The following is an 18,523-nucleotide window of genomic DNA, read 5'->3' as shown; positions in this document are numbered from 1 at the left end:
CGGGATGGCGCGTGCTTATCCTGAAACCATGAGCCTGTCCCGCCCTGACCTGTCTGTCGTGCGTCTTCGTCCGGCCGTGGCCGCCGACGCCGCGATCATGATGCACTGGGATAGGGCGCCGCATGTCGTCGCTTGCCTGACCGACGACCCCGACCATCATGAGGCGGCCGACTGGGACGAGGAGCTGGCTGCGCAGTCCGACGTCTTCAGCTACTTCATCGCCGAGGTCGACGGCCGTCCGATCGGGGCCATGCTGGACATCGACCCGGCGGGCGAACCCAACGGCTACTGGGGCGAGATCGAGCCGAACCTGCGCGCCCTCGATATCTGGATCGGCGAGGCCGACGCCCTGAACCGGGGTCATGGCACGCAGATGATGACCCTGGCGCTGGACGCCTGTTTCGCTCGGCCGCTGGTCGAGGCGGTGGTGATCGATCCGCTCAACTCCAATGCCCAGGCCCATCGCTTCTATCAGCGACTGGGCTTCCGGCCGGAGGGGCGGCGTGTCTTCAACGGGACGGACGATTGCCTGGTCCATCGCCTGACCCGCGCGGACTGGGCGGCGCGGAGGGCGGGGGCATGAGCCTGCTGCATCCCTCGCCCGGCCTGGCGACGCTGGATGCGCGGGCGCGCGACATCTTCCGCCGGGTGGTCGAGACCTATCTGGAGACGGGCGAGCCGGTGGGGTCGCATACCCTGTCGCGCGCGGGCCTGGACCTGTCGCCCGCCTCGATCCGCAACACCATGCAGGCGCTGACGCAGGCCGGCCTGCTGGCCTCGCCGCACGCCTCGGCCGGGCGGGCGCCGACCCATGCGGGGCTGAGGCTGTTCGTGGACGGTCTGCTGGAAGTCGGCGACATCGGTCAGGAGGAGCGGCGCGAGATCGACGCCCGTCTGGCGGTGCTGGGCGCCAAGGGCGGCGGCCGCAACGTGGAGGAGGCGCTGGATGCCGCCTCGTCCCTGCTGTCGGGTCTGGCGGGCGGGGCGGGCATCGTCGCCAGCCCGGTGCGCGAGGCGGGGGTGCGTCATGTCGAGTTCGTGGCTCTAGGCGGGGGGCAGGCGCTGGCGGTGCTGGTCGCCGACGACGGGGTGGTCGAGAACCGGCTGATGAACCTGGCGCCCGGCGTGACGCCCTCGACCCTGCAGGAGGCGTCGAACTTCCTCAGCGCCCGGCTGAAAGGGCGTCCGCTGGCCGAGGCCCGGCACGAGATGAGGGCCGAGATGGAGGCCGCACGGCGCGATCTGGACGCCGCTGCGGCGCGCCTGGTCGAGGACGGGTTGGCGGCCTGGAGCGGAGGCGCGGGCGGCGCGGGTCACGATCGCAACCTGATCGTGCGCGGGCGCGGCAATCTGTTGCAGGACGCCCGCGCGGCCGAGGATCTGGAGCGGGTGCGCGTCCTGTTCGACGATCTGGAGCAGAAGGAACAGCTGATCGGCCTGCTGGACGACGTCGGCGCGGCCCAGGGCGTGCGCATCTATATCGGCGCGGAAACGCGACTCTTTTCGCTTTCGGGTTCCGCCGTGATCGCGGCGCCCTATATGTCGGGCCGGCAGCGGGTGCTGGGCGCCATCGGCGTCATCGGGCCCGCGCGGTTGAACTACGCCCGTGTCATACCGTTGGTGGACTATACCGCCCGGGTGCTGGGCCGGATTCTGGACGGACAAGAGACGTGAACGACATCAACGACGAGACCCGGGACCAACTCGAGCAGGACATCCACGAGGGCGAGGGTGCGCCTGAAGGCGATGAAAACGCCGTCGTCGACGCCCTGATCGCCGAGCGCGACCAGTGGAAGGACCGCGCCCTGCGGGCCGTGGCCGAGGCCGAGAACGTCAAGCGCCGCGCCGAGACGCAGCAGAATGACGCCCGCGCCTACGCTATCCAGCGCTTCGCCAAGGATCTTCTGGGCGTGGCCGACACCCTGGAGCGCGGCCTCGCGGCGGCGCCTAAGGATGCGGACGGTCCGGCGGCGGCCATGGTCACGGGGCTGGAGCTGACGCAGAAGTCCCTGCTGTCGGCCTTCGAGGCCAACGGCCTGACCCGCGTCGATCCGGCGCCGGGCGACCCCTTCGACCCGCACCTGCATCAGGCGATGATGGAGCAGCCGTCGGACACCGTGCCGGGCGGCGCCGTCATCCAGACGCTGCAGCCGGGCTACGCCCTGTTCGGCCGCACCGTGCGCGCGGCCATGGTGGTGGTCGCGGCCAAGGGCTCGGGCCCGGCGGCCGGCGGCGCCTATGCCGACCCCAGCACGACCGGCGGGAATTTCGACGCCAAGGCCTGAGGCTTTCGCGCGCTGAAACGACGACGGCCCGGCGCAGACGCGTCGGGCCGTTTTCTATTGGCCTATATGACCGCTCATCCCGGCGGGCGCCGGGATCCAGTGAGAGCTTCCCGCACCGCGATTGCGGCCAAAGGACGGGGCCCCGGCGTCCGCCGGGGTGAGCGGGTGGAGAGGTCAGCTCTTCAATCTCAAGCCGAACAGTTCGAGCAGCCGCCGCCAGCCGTCCTTCGCGTCCGCCTCGCGGTAGGAGGCGCGATAGTCGGCGTGGAAGCCGTGCGGGGCGTCGTCATAGAGGATGATCTGGCTGTCGGTACGGCCCGCCGCGGCCAGGGCGTCGGTCATCGCCTTGACCGTATCATTGGGAATGCCGCCGTCCTGGCCGCCGTAAAGACCCAGCACCGGCGCCTTCAGTTCGCCCGCCAGGTCGATGGGCCAGGGGCGGCCCGCCGTCTTCTGTTCTTCGGTGGCGTTGGCGGCGGGGGACAGGCGGCCGTACCAGGCGACCCCGGCGGCCAGCGTCGGGAAGCGGGCCATGGCCTGCCACACCACCTTGCCGCCCCAGCAGAAGCCGGTGATCCCGACCTTGTCGGCCTTGGCCCAGGACTGGGCGCCGATCCAGTCCAGCGTAGCGCCGATGTCGCCCATCACCTGGTCGTAGCCGGCGGCGGCGACGATGCGCTGGATCGCCTGCATGTCGCTGAGCGGGGCGGGATCCTGGACGCGGACGAAGAAGGCGGGCGCGATCGCCGCATAACCCGCCTTGGCCAGACGGCGGCAGACGTCGCGGATGTATTCGTGCACGCCGAAGATCTCGGACACGACGATGACGATGGGGAAGGGGCCGGCGCCTTCGGGCCGGGCGACATAGGCGGGCAGGGCGAAGCCGTCGGGCGCCGGATAGGCAGCATCCTGCGCGATCAGGCCCGCCGCGTCGGTGGCGATGGGCTGGGCCGACTGGCTGAGGGCGGCGGGGGCGTAGGCGGCGAAGAACAGCCCGCCCGCCGTCGCCACGCCCAGGTTACGGCGGCTGGGGGCGATCTGGTCGAGGCTCAGGCCCTCGGGCCGGGTGATCAGGGTCATCTCGGGTCTCCGGGTCGGCGCTGTGGAAGCGACGACAGTGCCTCGGCTTTCCCCGTCCCGTCGAGTCTTTCCGGCCAACCGGCCCTCGTCAGCCCGCGACCCGCAGCGTCAGGTTGACCCGCCCGCCGCCGGGCAGCAGCCGCGACGAACCGGTCAGCAGCCGGTCGATCCCGTGGCGCGCCAGCCGCGCCGGGCCGGTCAGGGCGCAGACGTCGCCGGAGGCCAGGCGCACGCTGGCGGTCGCGCCGCCTTCGGCCGGGCCGATGCGGAACACCGCCGTGTCGCCCAGGGAGATCGACAGCACGGGCGCCGTCAGGTCGCGCTCGTCCCTGTCCTGATGCAGGCCCATCTTCGCCTCGCCCTGATAGAGGTTGATCAGGCAGGCGTCGGGCGGGCTCGGCCAGCCGGTCAGGGCGTCCCACAGGCTCAACAAGCGGGCCGGAATGGCGGGCCACGGCGCGCCGGTCGCCGGGTGGGTCGGCTGGTAGCGATAGCCCTGACGGTCCGACACCCAGCCCAGGGCGCCGAAGTTGCTCATCCGCACCGAAAAGGGCCGCCCGCCCGGGGTGAGCGGGCGATAGAGGGGCGCCGTCTCCAGCCCTTGCCGCACCTCGGCCAGCAATGCGGCCTGTTCTGCGCCGTCCAGCAGGCCGGGCCACAGGCGAAAGCCGGGCAGGGCCGTCGGCGCTTCCCTCGGTCTTTCTTTGGACGCTTGCGGATCGTTTGGCGGGAACATCGGCCGAATTTAGCGGCGCCGCGCCGTCTTGTCCGCCATAAGGCGCGGAATCGGTGCGGAACCGGGCGGAAGGCCTTGCAGCCCCTGCGGTCTTTCCCATATCCGAGCCAATCCGGCGATAACCCCCTTTTCGTTAGGGGTTTGTCCGCCGACCCCATCCACCGCCGAACCGGGCGTCGTCCGGCGAGGCACAATCTCAAAAGCCCAACTGGGGGCGGTCACGCGCGGCGCTTGATGTTACGAGGCCGCCGCATCGCCCGCCGCAAGGAGTGAAAAAGACAAGCCCATGGCCAAGATCATCGGCATCGACCTCGGCACGACCAACTCGTGCGTCGCCGTCATGGACGGCAAGAACCCCAAGGTCATCGAAAACGCCGAAGGCGCCCGCACCACCCCGTCGGTGGTCGCCATTCAGGACGGCGGCGAAATCCTCGTCGGCCAGCCGGCGCGCCGTCAGGCGGTGACCAACCCCGCCAACACCTTCTTCGCCATCAAGCGCCTGATCGGCCGCAACTATGACGACCCGGTGGTGGCCAAGGACAAGGGCATGGTGCCCTTCGAGATCGTCAAGGGTCCGACCGGCGACGCCTGGGTCCAGGCCCACGGCAAGGACTATTCGCCCCAGCAGGTCTCGGCCTTCACCCTGGGCAAGATGAAGGAGGCCGCCGAGGCCTATCTGGGCGACAAGGTCACCCAGGCCGTCATCACCGTTCCCGCCTATTTCAACGACGCCCAGCGTCAGGCGACCAAGGACGCCGGCAAGATCGCCGGTCTGGAAGTCCTGCGCATCATCAACGAGCCGACCGCGGCGGCCCTGGCCTATGGCCTGGAGAAGAACGACGGTCAGAAGATCGCCGTCTATGACCTGGGCGGCGGCACCTTCGACGTCTCCATCCTGGAGATCGGCGACGGCGTCTTCGAGGTGAAGTCGACCAACGGCGACACCTTCCTGGGCGGCGAGGACTTCGACCTGCGTCTGGTCGACTACCTGGCCGACGAGTTCAAGAAGGAGCAGGGCGTCGACCTGCGCCAGGACAAGCTGGCCCTGCAGCGCCTGAAGGAAGAGGCCGAAAAGGCCAAGAAGGAGCTGTCCTCGACGACCCAGTACGAGGTCAACCTGCCGTTCATCACCATGAACCAGTCGGGCCCGCTGCACCTGAACATCAAGCTGTCGCGCGCCAAGCTGGAAGCCCTGGTCGAGGACCTGGTCGCCCGCACCATCGAGCCGTGCAAGAAGGCCCTGGCCGACGCCGGCCTGAAGGCGGCGGACATCGATGAAGTGGTCCTGGTCGGCGGCATGACCCGCATGCCCGCCGTGCAGGAAGCCGTGAAGAAATTCTTCGGCAAGGAGCCGCACAAGGGCGTGAACCCGGACGAGGTCGTGGCCCTGGGCGCCGCCGTTCAGGCGGGCGTGCTGCAAGGCGACGTCAAGGACGTGCTGCTTCTGGACGTGACCCCGCTGACCCTGGGCATCGAGACCCTGGGCGGCGTGTTCACCCCGCTGATCGAGCGCAACACCACCATCCCGACCAAGAAGGCCCAGACCTTCTCGACCGCTGACGACAATCAGTCGGCCGTGACGATCCGCGTCTTCCAGGGCGAGCGCCCGATGGCCGCCGACAACAAGGTCCTGGGTCAGTTCGACCTGATGGGCATTCCGCCGGCGCCGCGCGGCATGCCGCAGATCGAGGTCGCCTTCGACATCGACGCCAACGGCATCGTCCACGTCACCGCCAAGGACAAGGCGACCAACAAGGAGCAGTCGATCCGCATTCAGGCCAACGGCGGCCTGTCGGACGCGGATATCGACAAGATGGTCAAGGAAGCCGAGGCCAACGCCGCGGCCGACAAGGCCCGCAAGGAACTGGTCGAGGCCCAGAACGGCGCCGACAGCCTGATCCACTCGACCGAGAAGGCCTTGTCCGAGCACGGCGACAAGATCGACGAGGCGACCAAGACGACTATCCAGTCGGCTCTGGACGACCTGAAGTCGGCCCGTGAAGGCACGGAGCCCGAGGCCATCCGCGAGAAGACCAACAACCTGGCTCAGGCTTCGATGAAGCTGGGCGAGGCGATGTACGCCGCCCAGCAGGGCGACGCCGACGGCGCCGAAGGCCAACCGGCCGACGACGGCGTGGTCGACGCCGAGTTCGAGGAAGTCTCGGACACGGACGAGAAGAAGGACGCCTGAACCGGCGTCGGACGGATGTTCGGCCCCGCTTGCCAGACGGCAGGCGGGGCCGTTTCATGAAACTTGCATCATTCGACCGGGCGCCCATGTCATCAGGCAGGCCGTCGGTCATCCGCGAACGGAGCGCCTCCGCTGCAAGAGAGGCCTGAAGCGGCGGGAAGTAAGAGGACGAACGCCTGATGGCGCAACGTGACTATTACGAGATTCTGGGGGTCGAGCGGACGGTCGATGCGGCCGCGCTCAAGAGCGCCTATCGCAAGCTGGCGATGGAGCACCACCCGGACCGCAACGGCGGCTCCGAAGAGTCCGTGGCCCGTTTCAAGGAGATCTCCGAGGCCTATACCGTCCTGTCCGACGATCAGAAGCGCGCGGCCTATGATCGTTTCGGCCATGCGGGCGTGAACGGCGGCGGCGCGGGCGGGGGCAATCCCTTCGGCCAGGGCGGCGCCGGTTTCCACGACATCAACGACATCTTCTCCCAGGTCTTCGGCGACGCCTTCGGCGACGCCTTCGGCGGCCGGGGGGGCGGCGGACGCCAGAACCACGGGCCGCGCCGCGGCTCGGACCTGCGCTACGATCTCGAGATCACCCTGGAGCAGGCCTATCAGGGCGCCGAGGTCGAGATCGCCATCCCGACCCTGATGTCCTGCGAGGTCTGCGACGGCTCGGGCGCCAAGGCGGGCACCAAGCCGACCATCTGCAACACCTGCGGCGGCGCCGGGCGCGTGCGCCAGGCCAACGGCTTCTTCCAGGTCGAGCGCACCTGCCCCCGCTGCGGCGGCTCGGGCGAGATGATCGCCGACCCCTGCACCACCTGCCGGGGCCACGGCCAGGTCCGCAAGACCCGCAAGCTCAGCCTCAAGGTTCCGGCGGGCGTCGACGACGGTTCGCGCATCCGCCTGTCGGGCGAGGGCGAGGCGGGACAGCGCGGCGGGCCGCGCGGCGACCTCTATGTCTTCCTGTCGGTGCAGCCCCATGAGCTGTTCGAACGCGACAACCTGGACCTGCTGGTCACGGTGCCGGTGCCGATGACGGTGGCGGCCCTGGGCGGCGTCGTGGACGCCCCCTGCCTGATCTCCGACGCCTGCGACGGAAAGTGCAAGGCCCCGGTCGAGGTGCCCGCCGGCGCCCAGACCGGCAAGACCGTCCGCATCAAGGGCAAGGGCATGCCGCACCTGAACGGTCGCGGTCGCGGCGACCTGGTGGTCGAACTGTTCGTCGAGACGCCGACCGAACTGACCGCGCGCCAGAAGGAGCTGCTGACCGAACTGGCGGCGTCGCTGGGCGAGACCCAGACCCCGCGCAACACCAGCTTCGCCGGCAAGGCTAAGCGTTTCTGGGCCGACATCCTGGGCGGCGACGCCGATAATCCGAAAGAGACCGCGTGAGCGACATCTTCCACGCCGGCATCTCCGGCGCCCGGGGCCGCATGGGCCGCGCCGTTTCGCAAGTCCTGGACGCCCGCGAGGACGTGGTGGTCGCCGCCCGTTTCGATCGCGGCGAGACCGTCGACCTGAAGCTGTGCGACGTCATCATCGACTTCTCGACGCCCGAGGCCTCGGTGGCTCTGGCGCGCGCCTGCGCCGAGGCGGGCGGGCCGGCCCTGGTCATCGGCTCCACCGGCCTGACGCCGGAGCAGGAGGCCGAGATCGAGGCGGCGGCCGACAGGATCGCCATCGTCATGAGCGGCAACTTCTCGCTGGGGGTGAACATCCTGATCGGCCTGGTCGAGCACGCAGCCCTGCGGCTGGACGCCCGCGACTGGGACATCGAGGTGCTGGAGACCCATCACCGGCGCAAGGTCGACGCTCCCTCGGGCACGGCCCTGATGCTGGGCGAGGCGGCCGCCAACGGTCGGGGCCGCGATCTGGAGGAGGTGCGCAGCGCCCCCTATGACGGCATCACCGGCGCCCGGGAGCCGGGCAAGATCGGTTTCGCCTCCCTGCGCGCCGGCGGGGTGATCGGCGAGCACACCGTCATGTTCGCTTCGGAAGACGAGATGCTGACCCTGTCGCATTCCGCCATGGACCGCAGCCTGTTCGCCAAGGGCGCCGTGGCCGCCGCCGCCTGGGTGCGCAACCGTCGCCCGGGCCTCTACGACATGCAGGACGTGCTGGGCTTCCGTCAGGCATGATGCTGGGGGCGCTTGCGCGCCCCAGCGCTATCGCTCGCCGCGCGGCGGCTCGCTGCTGAGCGTGATTTGAGCGCTGTCAGGCCGGTTCGGCCAGCAGGGCGCTCATGGCGCCGCGCCAGGCGGTCAGGTCGTCGGACCGCTCCGCGATCAGGCGGCTGAGCACGCCGCATGGGCCTGGCGTTGGAGCCGTCATGCCCCAGGCGGGGAAGGCGCGTCGCTCGATGCGGCCGCGCGCCACGATCTCGATGTCCTCATGCCGCTCGTCGAAATGCAGATGCAGCATGAGGATGTCCAGCGCGCTGGGCGAGCCTTCGAGAAGCTGGACGAACACTCCGTCCTGCAAGGTCAGCGCGCCTGTGATGCCGTTGCGCGCGTTCAGGAACGCCGCGACATGCACGATGTCGAGAACCGCAGCCCGTCCGTCGTCCGGGGCCAGTCGCGAGCGGCTGCAATAGACGAGCTGGTCCAGCGTGTTCATGACGGCGACGCTAGATGATTATCTACAGGTGCGAAAGTGATGGTTTCATCAACGTCCGGTTGAGCCGAATCCCCCGGCGCCGCGCGTGGTTTCGTCCACGGCCTCGACCTCGACCATGCGGGCCTGCTCGTAGCGGGCGATGACCATTTGAGCGATGCGGTCGCCCCGCTTGATCTCGAACGGCAGCTCGCCGTGGTTGATCAGGATGACCCCGACCTCGCCGCGATAGTCGCTGTCGATGGTGCCCGGCGAATTGGGCGCCGAGATGCCGTGTTTCAGCGCCAGGCCCGAGCGCGGACGCACCTGGGCCTCATAGCCGGGCTCCAGGGCGATCTTCAGCCCCGTAGGGATCAGCCGGCGCTGGCCGGGCTCCAGCACCACGCTCTCGCCCTCGGCGATGGCGGCGCGCAGGTCCATGCCGGCCGAGCCGGGAGTCTCATAGGCCGGCAGGGGCAGGCCTTCGGCGTGGGGCAGGCGTTCGACGCGGACGGTGGTCATGACGGGGAGGGTCTCTCTTAAGCCTTGAAGTGATCGGCGATGCGCAGGGCCAGCTTGCGCGCCACCTCGGTCTTGGACTGGCGGGGCCAGGGTTCGGCGCCGCCCTGGGTGAACAGGGTCACGGCGTTGCCGTCCGAGCCGAAGACCTCGTCCGAGACGTCATTGCCGATGATCCAGTCGCAGCCCTTCTTCGACAGCTTGGCGCGGGCGTTCGCTTCCAGGTCGCTGGTCTCGGCGGCGAAGCCGACCACCAGTTTAGGGCGGCGCGGACCGGGGGCGGAGACGCCGGCCAGGATGTCGGGGTTCTCGATCAGGGCCAGGGACGGCGGGCCGCCCGGCGCCTTCTTGATCTTGCCCGAGGCCACGCCGTCGACGCGCCAGTCGGCCACGGCGGCGCTCATCACGGCGATGTCGGCGGGAAGATGCGCCTCGACGGCGGCCTTCATCTCGGTGGCGGCCTCGACCCAGACGCGGTTGACGCCGACCGGCGCATCCAGCGCCACGGGGCCGGAGATCAGGGTCACCTTGGCCCCCAGATCAGCCAGGGCGGCGGCGACGGCGTAGCCCTGCTTGCCGCTGGAGCGGTTGGTCAGGCCGCGCACCGGGTCGATCGGCTCGAACGTCGGCCCGGCGGTGACGACGGCGGTCCGGCCTGTCAGCGGGCGTCCGTCGGGGCCGGCCAGAAGGCGCGTGATCGCGTCGAGGATGATCGGCGGCTCGGCCATGCGGCCCGGCCCGAACTCGCCGCAGGCCATGATCCCGTCGTCCGGCCCGACCACGGCCATGCCGTGAAAGCCGTCGAAACCCTTCAGCCGCTCGACATTGGCCTGGACGGCGGGATGCAGCCACATCCGCACGTTCATCGCCGGGGCCAGCAGCACCTTCTTGTCCGTGGCCAGAAGCGTGGTCGACGCCAGGTCGTCGGCCATGCCGTTGGCCGCCTTGGCGATCAGCCCGGCCGTGGCGGGCGCCACCACCACCAGGTCGGCCCAGCGCGACAGCTCGATATGGCCCATGGCGGTCTCGTCTTCCGGCATGAACAGGTCCTGCCGCACCGGGTGGCCGGTCAGGGCCGCCAAGGACATGGGGGTGACGAACTCGGCGCCGGCCTTGGTCAGGACGGTCATCACCTCGGCGTCCGCCTTCCTGAGCAGGCGGATCAGCTCCAGCGCCTTATAGGCGGCGATGCCGCCGCCGATGATCAGCAGGACCTTGCGGCCGGAAAGCGAGAGTGCGGTCATGGCGGAATCTGTAGCCGCGCCGCGTGACGGCGTCGAGACAAAGCCGCCTCGCTGACGGCGATGTAAATGGAACATTGTCGGAACAAAAATCTTGTGCCTAACTGTGTTCTCTGGGTGTTCGGGAGGAATTTTCATGCGGATGCGAGTGACGGCGGCGCTGGCCGCGACGGTTGTGGTTCTGGTCGGATGCGACAACGGCGGCTCGGCGGTCGAGACGCGGGAGAGGGGCGCGGCCGAGCCGGTCGGCCTGTCAGCGACGGCGGCGTCGGCAGAGGCCGACGTCTCGCCGCCCGAGCCGGCCAGGCCGACGGTCACCGCCAACCGCCGCGAGACCGCCGACGCCAAGGTGCAGCGCCTGTATGAACGGAACGGCGCGGCCTTCGGAGCCCGGTCGGCCGACGACTATCTGCAGAAGGTGAGGGCCTTCACCGACAACGCGCCGCGCGGGACCGAAACGGTCAAACGGCCGAACGGGGACACCCTCTTCTATCAGGCGTCGACCAACACCTTCGCCGTGGTGGACGGCAACGGCGTGCCGCGCACCATGTTCAAGCCTGACGACGGTCCGGCCTATTGGGCGCAGCAGAAGGAGCGGGCGCCGACTTTCGGCCAGCGTCGGACCGGGGCGCGGGCGGAGCCGTAGGTCTCGCTCCCTATGGCGACCGAGTTGCGGCTAGGCCTGATCGAACGTCAGGGGCGCGCCCCAGAACTGGGCGACCAGGTCCGACTGCGGACCGGGCGTTCCGGTGGTCAGGAAGTCGCGGCGCGCCGACGCGCCCAGGTCGTATTCCGGATGGCGGTCGAAATAACGCTCCAGCGAATCGGCCACGGCGGCGGGCTGGCTGATGACCTGGACGCCGGGCGGCAGGGCCTGGGCGAACAGGTCGGCCACGATCTCATAGTGGGTGCAGCCCAGGATGGCCTTGTCCGGGTGGCGGCCGATGCGGCGGCGCAGGGCGTCGACGTGGTCGTCGACCACCACCTTCAGCTCTTCGGCCGGAGCGCCCAGTTCGATCAGGCCCGCCAGGCCGGGGCAGGCTTCGGTGAAGACGGCCAGGTCGTCGCGGCGCTTGTCGATCTCGATCTCATAGACGCGGCTCATGGCGGTGGCGGCGGTGCAGAAGACGCCGGTGATGTCGATCGCCTCCTTCTTCTCGCCCTCCAGGCGGCTTTCGCGCTCGGCCTCGAACGACCAGGGCAGGCCGGTGGCGGCCTCGATGGTGGGGACGATGATGCCCAGGATGTTGACCGGCCGGCCCAGTTTTTCGCGCATCCCCGGAATCCAGGTCTGCTGCAGGCGGCGAAGGGCGATGGCCGAGGCGGTGTTGCAGGCCAGGATCACCACCGAGGCGCCGGCCTCGAACAGGCGCTCGCACCCGGCGCGGGTCAGCGCGACGATGTCCTCGCCGCCGCGCCCGCCGTAAGGGGCGTGGGCCTGATCGCCCAGATAGATGAAGTCCCGCGTCGGAAAGCGGGTCGTGAGTTCGCGGTGGACCGTCAGGCCCCCCACGCCGGAGTCGAAAACGCCTATCGCCATGCAGCGGCCTTTAGCCTCGCGGGGTTTCGTCGTCCAATACTTAGGACTAAACCGGATTTATGCGACGTCAGAGGCCCTTGCGCCGAAGGACGTGCGAAACAGCAATGGTTGGGAGACCTGGATGCACAGACGCCATCTTCTCATCGGGGGCGCGAGCCTCTTCGCCCTGTCGGGCTGCGCCTCGGCCGGGGCCGTGGAGAACGCCGTGAGCGGCGCCGTCGCCGCCCTGACGACCGCCGATGAGGCCCGCATCGCCCGCGCGGTCCTGCCGGCCAGCGCGCCGCGCGCCGAACTGCTGCAGCCCTGGACCGGCCCCTATGACGGCGTGCCGCCGTGGGACAAGGTGACGGCGCCCAAGATGCGCGAAGCCATCCTGGAAGGCATCGAGCTGCAACGCGCCGACGTGGCCGCGATCGCAAACAACCCCGAGGCCCCGACCTTCGCCAACACCCTGGCGGCGATGGAGCTGGTCGGCGAGCCTCTGGATCGCGCGATGAACATCTTCAGCGTCATGACGTCGAACATCGGCGGCGACGAGTGGGACGTGCTCGAGACCGAGCTGTCGCCGATCCTGTCGGCGGCGTCCGACGAGATCACCTTCAACGACAAGCTGTTCCAGCGCATCAAGGCTGTGGCCGACGGCGCCGACAACGACGGCCTGAACGCCCAGCAGACGCGTCTCGCCGAGCGCAGCCGCGACCGCTTCGTGCGCAACGGCGCCGCCCTGGACGCCGCAGGCAAGGCCGAACTGGGCCGCATCAACACCGAACTGTCCAACGCCTTCACCAGCTTCGGCCAGAAGGTCGTGGCCGACGAGAACACCTGGACGGTGATCGCGGACGAAGCCGGCCTGAAGGGACTGCCGGACTCGAACAAGGCCGCCGCAGCCGCCGCGGCGCGTTCGCGCAATGTCCAGGGCTGGGCCATCCTCAACACCCGCTCCAGCGTCGATCCGTTCCTGACCTTCGCCGACGACCGCGCCCTGCGCGAACAGGTCTGGCGCAAATTCGTCATGCGCGGCGACAACGGCGACGCCAACGACACCAAGGCGACCATCGTCCGCATCGTCGCCCTGCGCGACCAGCGCGCCAAGCTGCTGGGGTTCAAGAACCACGCCGAATGGCGGATGCAGGACACCATGGCCAAGACCCCGGCCGCAGCCATGGACCTGATGCAGCGCGTCTGGGCCCCGGCCAAGGCCCGCGTCGCCGAGGAAGTCGCCGACATGAAGGCGATCGCCGGCCACGACATCGAGCCGTGGGACTATCTGTATTTCGCCGAGAAGGTCCGTAAGGCGAAGTACGACCTCGATCAGAACGAGCTGAAGCCCTATTTCGAGCTGCACGCCGTGCGCGCGGCCTCCTTCTACATGGCCGAGCGCCTGTACGGCTTCGTCTTCAAGCAACTGCCCAAGGGCCAAGTCTCGACCTTCGAGCCGGACGTGACCACCTATGAGGTCACCGACAAGGCCACCGGCAAGCTGATCGGCCTCTACTACGCCGACGACTTCGCCCGTCCGGGCAAGCGCTCGGGCGCCTGGATGACCACCTATCGGTCGTTCTCGGCCCTGACGGGGGCCCAGCCGATCCTGGCCTCGAACAACAACAACTTCGTCAAGGCGCCCGAAGGCCAGCCCCTGCTGATCTCGCTGGACGACGCCGAGACCCTGTTCCACGAGTTCGGCCACGCCCTGCACTATTTCAGCTCGAACGTGACCTATCCGTCGTTCGGCAACACGCCGCGCGACTTCGTGGAATATCCGTCTCAGGTGCACGAGCACTGGGTGCTGACCCGGCCGATCCTGGACGGCTACATGAAGCACGTCGAGACGGGCCAGCCGATGCCGCAGGCCCTGGTCGACAAGATCGAGGCGTCGCAGACCTTCAACCAGGGCTATGCGACCGTCAGCTATCTGTCGTCGGCCCTAGTCGACATGGACCTGCACACCCAGGCGACGCCGCCGACCGACATCGACGGCTTCGAAAAGGCTTCGCTGGCGCGCTTCGGCATGCCCAAGGAGATGGTGATGCGGCACCGCCTGCCGCAGTTCAACCACCTGTTCACCTCCGACGCCTATTCGGCCGGCTACTATTCCTACCTGTGGTCGGAGACGATGGACGCCGACACCTGGGCCTACTTCGAGGAGTCGGGCGACGTCTTCAATCCCGATATCGCCGGCCGCTTCAAGTCGATCATGCTGGCGCCGGGCAACACCACGGATCGCGGCGACGCCTATCGCCAGTTCCGCGGCCGCAACCCGGACGTGGCGGCCCTGCTGAAGGTGCGTGGCTTCCCGACTTCTTAAGTGGGCCTACCGCCCTTCGGGCTGCTTGAGGCCCGTTAGGTGATAAAGCTGGAAGGGGCTCGGCGGGGTGACTTGCCGAGCCCTTTTCGTTGCCGGGGCTTGACCCGAGGATGACGAAGGAGGGGGAGGCCTCGACGGCGACCGCGTCCATGCTAAGGCTTGGAAGTGTCACGGGCCGCGTCGGGTTGAGACCCGAAGGGCGGCGCGAAGCAGCCAAGGCGGAGCCTTCTGATCGCGGCCCACCAGGAAGGAGAGCCCATGAGCGTCGTCGCCTCCTATGTCTACAAGGACGGCAAGCGGGTGCGCGCGGCGCCGCTGACGGATCAGGGCCTGGCCCTGGGCGAGGGGGAGTATCTCTGGATCGGCCTGCATGAGCCGTCGGACGAGGAGTTCGACGTCCTGGTCCGACGCTTCCATCTGCACCCCCTGGCGGTCGAGGACGCCCTGACGGCGCATCAGATCCCCAAGCTGGAAGTCTATGGCTCCGAGCTGTTCATCGTCGCCCGCACGGCCCAGGCCAAGGGCGACCGCATCCTGTACGGCGAGACCCACGTCTTCGTCGGACCCAACTACGTCATCACCATCCGCCACGGATCGGCGCGCGCCCACACCCAGTTGCGCGCCCAGCTGGAGGCCTCGCCGCATCAGCTGAAGCACGGGCCGGACTTCATCTTGCACGGGGTGCTGGACTTCATCGTCGACGGCTACATCCCGATCATCGACGCCGTTGAGGACAAGGTGCTGGAGATGGAGCAGGTCGCGCTGGACAGCTTCCTGGCGCGTGACGACATCACCCGCCTGTTCCAGCTGCGCCGCGAACTGGTGAAATTCAGCCGGGTTCTGGGGCCGATGGAGGAGGTCTGCGTCAAGCTGCAGTCGCTGGACCTGCCCTGCATCGACCGCGAGGTGCGGCCCTATTTCCGCGATGTGGCCGACCATGTGCGTCGCGTCGCCAGCCGGGCGGCGGCCCTGCGCGACATCCTGGCCTCGGTGTTCGAGGTGTCGAACCTGCTGGAGCAGCAGCGCCAAGGCGTCATCACCCGCAAGCTGGCCGCCTGGGCCGCCATCCTGGCCACGCCGACGGCGGTGGCGGGCATCTACGGCATGAATTTCGAGCACATGCCCGAGCTGCGCTGGACCTATGGCTATCCGGCCGTGCTGGCCTTGATCGTCGCCATCTGCATCGGTCTCTACATCACCTTCAAGCGGACGCGGTGGCTGTGATCAGCCGCTGTTTCGAAGGCCCGCCGCCACGCCGTTGATGGCCAGGAGGATGCCGTTGCTGACGCGCGGGTCGTCGTCGCCCGCCCGGCGGCGGCGGATTAGCTCGATCTGCACATGGTTCAACGGCTCGACATAGGGCATCCGCTGGCGGATCAGGCGGCTGAGCTCGGGCTGCCCGCCCAGCAGGGCGTCCTGGCCGGTGATCGACAGGACGGCGGCCACGGTGCGGTCCCACTCGGCGCGGATGGCGGCGTAGATGCGTTCGGCCAGGGCGGGGTCGGGGACCAGGCCGGCGTAGCGGCGGGCGATGGCCATGTCGGCCTTGGCCATCACCATCTCCATGTTCTGCACCACGGTGCGGAAGAAGGGCCAGGTCTCAGCCATGGCGCGCAGCTCGGCGGGGTCCTCGCCCTGGACCGCCGCGCCGAAGCCGTACCAGCCGGGCAGCATGACCCGCGACTGCGACCAGCTGAACACCCAGGGAATGGCGCGCAGGTCCTCGATGGCGGGCGAGGCGGTGCGGCTGGCCGGGCGCGAGCCGATCTTCAGGTCGGCGATCTCGGCGATCGGAGTGGCGGCGCGGAAATAGTCGACGAAGCCGGGCGTGTCATAGACTAGGGCGCGATAGGCCTGCATCGAGGCGGCCGACAGGCGCGCGGCCGTCTCGCCGTGCTGGGCGCTGTAACCCGCGTCGGACTGCGGCCCGAGAGAGGCCAGAAGCGTCCCGCAGGTCAGGGCGTCGAGGTTGCGCTGGGCCACCTCCGGTTCGCCGTACTTGTTGGCGATGACCTCGCCCTGTTCGGTGACGCGGATGCGGCCCGCGACGGTGCCGGCGGGCTGGCCCAGCACGGCCGAGAAGCTGGATCCGCCGCCACGCCCCACAGCGCCGCCCCGCCCGTGGAACAGCTGCAGCCGCACCCCTGCGGCGCGCGTGACGTCCAGCAGGGCGCGCGAGGCCTCGTGCAGCTCCCAGCCCGAGGTCAGGTAGGAGCCGTCCTTGTTTGAGTCGGAATAGCCGATCATCACCTCCTGCACCCCGCGCGCCTCGGCCACGGCGCGGGCGGAAGGCTCGGCGAGGACGCGCTCCAGCGTGGCGCGGGCGGCGCGCAGGTCGTCGATGGTCTCGAACAGGGGCGCGGCCTGGATGGGGCAGGCGGAAGGCTTGGCGGGGTCGTAGAGGCCGACTTCCTTGAGCAGCAGATAGACCTCGAGCATGTCCGAGGCGGCGTCGGTCTTGGACACGATGTGGGTGCGGATCGCCTGCGGGCCGAAGGTCGAAAGGGCCTCGGCGGCGGCCTCAAGGATGGCGCGCTCCTTCAGCGTCTCGGCCGCATAGTCGGCGTAGGGCGAGAACAGGGGGCGGGGGCTGGACAGTTCGCGCGCCAGCACGGCCAGCCGTTCGGCCTCGTCCAGGGCGGCGTAGTCGGGGCAGACGCCCGCGACCTTCAGCAGGTCGGCGACCACGCGCTGATGCACGTCCGAGTTCTGGCGCAGGTCCAACGTCGCCATGTGGAAGCCGAATACGTCCGCCGCCGTGATCAGCCGCGCCAGCCGGTCGTCGGCGAAGACGGCGCCGTGGGTCCGCACCAGACTGTCGTGCAGGATGTTCAGATCGGCGCGGAAGGCGTCGGGGCCGTCATAGGCCGGGGCGTCGAAGCGGGCGGGGCGAGGCGCCGGCTCGTCGGTCAGGGCGGGATATGCCGCCGACAGGCGGGCGTAGATCTGGCTGAGCGCCAGGCGATAGGGCTCGTCCGCGCGCTGGATGGAGGCGTCGCCGGACCCTTGCGCTAATGCGGCTAGTTCCGGGGTGACGCGGGTCAGGTCGATGGACAGGCTAAGCTCGGCGCCCAGGGCGTGCACCTCGTCCAGATAGAAGCCGAGCGCGGCGCGGGCCTGGCTGCGGAAGGCGGCGCGCAAGGTGTCGGCGTCGACGTTGGGGTTGCCGTCGCGGTCGCCGCCGACCCAGGAGCCGATGCGCAGGAAGGGCGCCAGGTCCGGCGCGTCCAGCAGCTTGCGCCACTCGGCCAACTGGGCCGGGGCGACGTGCAGGAAGATGCGCTGCAGCCAGTCGACCACGGTGTCGATTTCGTCCTGCACCACCAGGGCCGAGGCGCGGGTCAGCCGCGTGGCCCACAGGATGACGATCTGGCGGCGCAGGGCCGCCTTTAGCGCCTCCGGGTCGCAGGCCACGCCGTCGCGGTCGCAGCCGTCCAGCAGTTCGCCGACCGTCGCCGTGCGGTCCAGCACGCTCTTGCGGCGCACCTCGGACGGATGGGCGGTCAGCACCGGCGAAATCAGGGCCTGGGCCAGCAGGTCGCGCACGGCGTCCAGACCGACGCCCGCGTCGGCCAGACGCTTGAGCACGCCCTCGGGCGTGTCGGCCCGTTGGCCGGCCTCGGCCTGCGCCTGGGCGCGGCGCTTGCCTGCTCGGTCCTCGGCGACATTGGCCAGCAGGGAGAAGGCGGCGAAACCGTGCGTCAGGCCGATGGCCTGATCCAGCGACAGCTCGCCCAGCAGACGCTCCAGCTCAGAGGCGTCGTCCGAGGCCGGGTCGCGGTGATAGGCGACCGACGCCTGGCGCACCGCTTCGATGCGGTCGTAGAGAGCCTGTCCGCCCTCGTCGCGGATCACCTCGCCCAGCAAGGCGCCCAGAAGCCGGACCTCCGCGCGGAGGCGGTCGTGAGGAAATTCGGAAGTCTGGGTCATGGATGTCTCTCAGCGGGGAGGCCGGAAGCGGAACCGTATCAGCGGAATCCGAGCGCGCCAGTCCATGGGGCAACGCAGAAACCCTTTGTGTGGTGGCGTTTCGACGGA

The 18,523-nt window shown here is 69.3% G+C and carries 16 protein-coding genes; 9 read left to right on the top strand and 7 right to left on the bottom strand.

Annotation, left to right across the window (positions count from 1 at the left end; genetic code table 11):
- Positions 1 to 28 precede the first annotated feature (28 nt).
- The 3 genes from ACWIDZ_RS06225 to grpE are packed head-to-tail and all read left to right on the top strand — an operon-like array spanning position 29 to position 2,285.
- Complete coding sequence (locus tag ACWIDZ_RS06225) at positions 29 to 583, top strand: GNAT family N-acetyltransferase (RefSeq protein WP_453988240.1); 555 nt, start codon at positions 29 to 31, stop codon at positions 581 to 583.
- Positions 580 to 1,674, top strand: coding sequence for a heat-inducible transcriptional repressor HrcA (hrcA, locus tag ACWIDZ_RS06220; RefSeq protein WP_453988241.1), 1,095 nt, complete (start codon positions 580 to 582; stop codon positions 1,672 to 1,674). The genes ACWIDZ_RS06225 and hrcA overlap by 4 nt, the downstream gene beginning before the upstream one ends.
- The gene (gene grpE / locus ACWIDZ_RS06215; protein ID WP_410705971.1) at positions 1,671 to 2,285 is read left to right on the top strand and encodes a nucleotide exchange factor GrpE; all 615 of its coding nucleotides are present in this window, start codon (positions 1,671 to 1,673) and stop codon (positions 2,283 to 2,285) included. Before hrcA ends, grpE begins: the two co-directional genes overlap by 4 nt.
- 174 nt (positions 2,286 to 2,459) lie before the next feature.
- Here the strand turns inward: grpE and ACWIDZ_RS06210 are convergent, their stop codons facing one another.
- On the bottom strand, positions 2,460 to 3,365 hold the full coding sequence (locus ACWIDZ_RS06210) for a dienelactone hydrolase family protein (RefSeq protein WP_453988242.1): 906 nt from the start codon (positions 3,363 to 3,365) through the stop codon (positions 2,460 to 2,462).
- Positions 3,366 to 3,453: 88 nt separating this feature from the next.
- Entirely contained in the window at positions 3,454 to 4,101 is a 648-nt protein-coding gene (locus tag ACWIDZ_RS06205; protein ID WP_291780135.1) for an alpha-ketoglutarate-dependent dioxygenase AlkB, read from the bottom strand.
- A gap of 286 nt (positions 4,102 to 4,387) precedes the next feature.
- Between ACWIDZ_RS06205 and dnaK the strand changes: the two genes are divergently transcribed.
- From dnaK to dapB, 3 genes are all read left to right on the top strand, one after another.
- Positions 4,388 to 6,292, top strand: a complete 1,905-nt coding sequence (gene dnaK, locus ACWIDZ_RS06200) for a molecular chaperone DnaK (RefSeq protein WP_453988243.1) — start codon at positions 4,388 to 4,390, stop codon at positions 6,290 to 6,292.
- A 179-nt stretch (positions 6,293 to 6,471) separates the two neighbouring features.
- Positions 6,472 to 7,680, top strand: a complete 1,209-nt coding sequence (gene dnaJ / locus ACWIDZ_RS06195; RefSeq protein WP_291780128.1) for a molecular chaperone DnaJ — start codon at positions 6,472 to 6,474, stop codon at positions 7,678 to 7,680.
- Entirely contained in the window at positions 7,677 to 8,426 is a 750-nt protein-coding gene (dapB, locus tag ACWIDZ_RS06190) for a 4-hydroxy-tetrahydrodipicolinate reductase (protein WP_453988244.1), read from the top strand. Before dnaJ ends, dapB begins: the two co-directional genes overlap by 4 nt.
- Positions 8,427 to 8,502: 76 nt before the next feature.
- On the opposite strand, the gene ACWIDZ_RS06185 is transcribed toward dapB, so the two are convergent.
- From ACWIDZ_RS06185 to coaBC, 3 genes are read right to left on the bottom strand one after another with little or no spacing between them, the layout of a single operon-like run.
- Entirely contained in the window at positions 8,503 to 8,904 is a 402-nt protein-coding gene (locus ACWIDZ_RS06185) for a BLUF domain-containing protein (protein WP_453988245.1), read from the bottom strand.
- A gap of 48 nt (positions 8,905 to 8,952) precedes the next feature.
- Positions 8,953 to 9,402, bottom strand: coding sequence for a dUTP diphosphatase (gene dut, locus ACWIDZ_RS06180; protein WP_291780119.1), 450 nt, complete (start codon positions 9,400 to 9,402; stop codon positions 8,953 to 8,955).
- A gap of 17 nt (positions 9,403 to 9,419) precedes the next feature.
- Positions 9,420 to 10,643: a bifunctional phosphopantothenoylcysteine decarboxylase/phosphopantothenate--cysteine ligase CoaBC gene (gene coaBC / locus ACWIDZ_RS06175; protein WP_453988247.1), complete on the bottom strand. Its 1,224-nt coding sequence runs from the start codon at positions 10,641 to 10,643 to the stop codon at positions 9,420 to 9,422.
- Between the two features lie 133 nt (positions 10,644 to 10,776).
- Here coaBC and ACWIDZ_RS06170 point away from each other — a divergent pair, with 133 nt between their 5' ends.
- The gene (locus ACWIDZ_RS06170; protein WP_453988248.1) at positions 10,777 to 11,286 is read left to right on the top strand and encodes an S-type pyocin family protein; all 510 of its coding nucleotides are present in this window, start codon (positions 10,777 to 10,779) and stop codon (positions 11,284 to 11,286) included.
- Positions 11,287 to 11,316: 30 nt separating this feature from the next.
- Here the strand turns inward: ACWIDZ_RS06170 and ACWIDZ_RS06165 are convergent, their stop codons facing one another.
- Complete coding sequence (locus ACWIDZ_RS06165) at positions 11,317 to 12,180, bottom strand: glutamate racemase (protein WP_312219277.1); 864 nt, start codon at positions 12,178 to 12,180, stop codon at positions 11,317 to 11,319.
- 121 nt (positions 12,181 to 12,301) lie between these two features.
- Between ACWIDZ_RS06165 and ACWIDZ_RS06160 the strand changes: the two genes are divergently transcribed.
- A complete protein-coding gene (locus tag ACWIDZ_RS06160; protein WP_453988250.1) occupies positions 12,302 to 14,485 on the top strand; it encodes a M3 family metallopeptidase in 2,184 nt (727 codons plus the stop codon).
- A 258-nt stretch (positions 14,486 to 14,743) separates the two neighbouring features.
- Entirely contained in the window at positions 14,744 to 15,709 is a 966-nt protein-coding gene (locus ACWIDZ_RS06155) for a magnesium and cobalt transport protein CorA (protein WP_346485490.1), read from the top strand.
- Here the strand turns inward: ACWIDZ_RS06155 and ppc are convergent, their stop codons facing one another.
- Positions 15,710 to 18,415 (bottom strand): phosphoenolpyruvate carboxylase, encoded by a 2,706-nt coding sequence (gene ppc / locus ACWIDZ_RS06150; protein WP_453988251.1) that lies wholly within the window; start codon positions 18,413 to 18,415, stop codon positions 15,710 to 15,712.
- Positions 18,416 to 18,523 lie beyond the last annotated feature (108 nt).

Source organism: Brevundimonas sp. NPDC055311 (assembly GCF_053645695.1).
This window is presented reverse-complemented; position numbering and strand designations above follow the sequence as displayed.